Origin of the sequence: uncultured Cardiobacterium sp., from assembly GCF_938028185.1 — a bacterium.
Taxonomy (GTDB): domain Bacteria; phylum Pseudomonadota; class Gammaproteobacteria; order Cardiobacteriales; family Cardiobacteriaceae; genus Cardiobacterium.
Map to the genome: position 1 here is coordinate 1 of NZ_CALJAH010000031.1, position 2327 is coordinate 2327.

The following is a 2327-nucleotide window of genomic DNA, read 5'->3' on the forward strand; positions in this document are numbered from 1 at the left end:
TCCGTTGCTTTTTGTTTGCCCGCCGTTTATCAGCATACATTTTAGGACACCACCGAAATTTTAATTTTGTCGGGTTGCCGTGCAAGTTATAGTTTGGAAGGAAGTCTATTTTAGGACACCACCTCAAGGGCCGTGTCATCATCGACGGACAGGACGTTTCAACTCGCGCTCCCGCGAGGGGAGCGACGGCTGCGGTCAGCATCGCGCTACAAATGACGGTGTTTCAATTCGCGCTCCCGCGTGAGGAGCGACGTATGGGGACATGGGCAGGATACCAGCGAGATCTGGTTTCAATTCGCGCTCCCTCGTCGGGAGCGACGGGATGGCGAGCAAAAGCCGGTAGATGTAGGGGGTTCAATTCGCGCTCTCGCGTGGCTTCGATACCAGCCACGCAGACCGAACTGCCCGCTTTGTAACATCCCCCGCCGCGGTGGGGTTTGGTTTTGTGTGCAATTCAGTGATTGCTGGCGATGACAAAGCGGGCTTCGCCGTGGGTGGTCAGTTCGCAGTCGGTTGCCGGGGTGAGGAAGGCCGCTTCGCCGCCCAGCAGTTCCAGCTGTTGTTCGTCGGCACGCAGGCGCAGTTTGCCGTCCAGATTGAGCACGATGGTCGCCTCGCGGCTTTGCAGGTGCAGGGTTTCGCCCTGCGGCAGGCGCGCGGTGGCGAGGGTGTAGTCGTCCACCGGCGCCGGGTAGGTGTAGGGGTCGAGGCTGTCGAGCGATGGCGGCGGGATGATGGCGGGTTGTACCGGTTCGGCGTCGATGATGCGCAGCAGCTCCGGCAGGTCAATGTGTTTTGGCGTCAGCCCGGCGCGCAGCACGTTGTTGGACGCCGCCATCAGTTCGATGTTCTGCCCGCGCAGGTAGGCGTGCGGCAGGCGCGCGCGCTGGAAAATGCCTTCGCCCGCCTGCATATGGACGATGTTCATCAGGTAGAAGGAGAGCAAGCCGTGGTCGGGGTGCAGCGGGTCGATGCGCATCAGGCGCACGGTTTCGTGCAGCCAGTAGTCGGGGTTGTCGCAGGGCGCGCGTGGCGCGGGCGCGTCCAGCAGCGGCTTGAGCCAGGTGGTGACGGTGCTGCGCGGGATTTGCATGATGTGGGTGTAGGCATCTTTCAGGCCGCGCGCGCGGATGAGGTGGGCAATGGTGGCGAGGCTGGGGCGGGCGGCAAGGCGCGCTTCTATGACGTCCAGCGGGGCGAAACCATGCAGCAGCCAGAAGTCGCCCAGCGCGATCATGCTTTCCGGTTTGTGGTTGTCGTCGGGGTAGTTGCGGTTCGCCGCACCCCGGTTGATGCCCGCCGCTTCTTCGCGCGCGTAGCCCGCCTCCGCCTGCGCCTTGTCCGGGTGTACCTGGATGGAGAGCGGCAGGCGCACGTCGAGGATTTTCAGAAGATACGGCAGGCGGTCGCCGTAGCGGGTGCGCGAGGCGGGGGTGAGGGCGTGGGAGAGGTTTTTTTGCAGCCAGTCGTTAAAGGGCAGGGTGATGTCGTCGGCTTCGATTTGCGACGGTGCCTGCGGGTGGTCGCCGAACCACAGTTCAGCGGCGGGCAGGTTGCTGGGCTCGCGCCGCAGCAGTTGCGGGATGTAGTCGTGGCCGCCCCAGGCGTAGGGCTGGATGGTGCCGTGCAGTCGGTAGATCATGGGTTGCTCCGCTCGTGGTGTATGTGCCGCTATGCTAGCGCTTTTTGTGCCGTGCGGTGAAGCGGCGGACATATCTCGCGGGCGGAACAGCGGGAATGCTTCCCGCCGGGCGGTTACGCTGCGCTAACCGCCCCTACCATCCCTGCGAAACGACGGATGGATGATCCGCGTCGTAATTGATGGCGGGGCAGCTAAGCCCGCGAACAACGCAGGAGCGGTGCGCCAAGGCGCACCCTATGGTGCAATGAAGCGGCAGACGCATTTTATTCGGTGGGGCAAGCCCCACCCTACGACTACCGCCTTGATTGGTGCGCAATCGCCGCCTTGACGGGAATTTACAGACACCTTTGTTTGCGGGTGCAATCACGGCCATTGCGGACGCATTTGTGGAAAACATCACCGTTTTCACAGAAAAATGGCAAAAAACCGGATGCGAAACATTATCAGGTGGTGTCCTAAAATGTATGCTGATAAACGAAGGGCAAACAAAAAGCAACGGTGACACAGTATATTTGAGTTGTGCAAGTTCAAATTACTGTCTGCTGTCCCCGTTGCCGGGAGCAGAATATAAAGCGAAACGGCAAATCCGGCAAAAATAAGCAAAAATACCTCTGCAAAGCCTGTGGCAGACAGTTTGTTGGCGACCATAACCTTGACTATCGGGGCTGTCATTCCGGTGCAGACA

2 protein-coding genes are annotated in these 2327 nt (G+C 60.6%); one reads left to right on the forward strand and one right to left on the reverse strand.

The window, feature by feature from the left end; translation table 11 throughout:
- Positions 1-454: 454 nt before the first annotated feature.
- Complete coding sequence (manA, locus tag Q0349_RS01085; RefSeq protein WP_298078929.1) at positions 455-1642, reverse strand: mannose-6-phosphate isomerase, class I; 1188 nt, start codon at positions 1640-1642, stop codon at positions 455-457.
- A gap of 519 nt (positions 1643-2161) precedes the next feature.
- Between manA and Q0349_RS01090 the strand changes: the two genes are divergently transcribed.
- A partial coding sequence (locus Q0349_RS01090) for an IS1 family transposase (protein ID WP_366916249.1) occupies positions 2162-2327 on the forward strand: 166 nt, incomplete at its 3' end.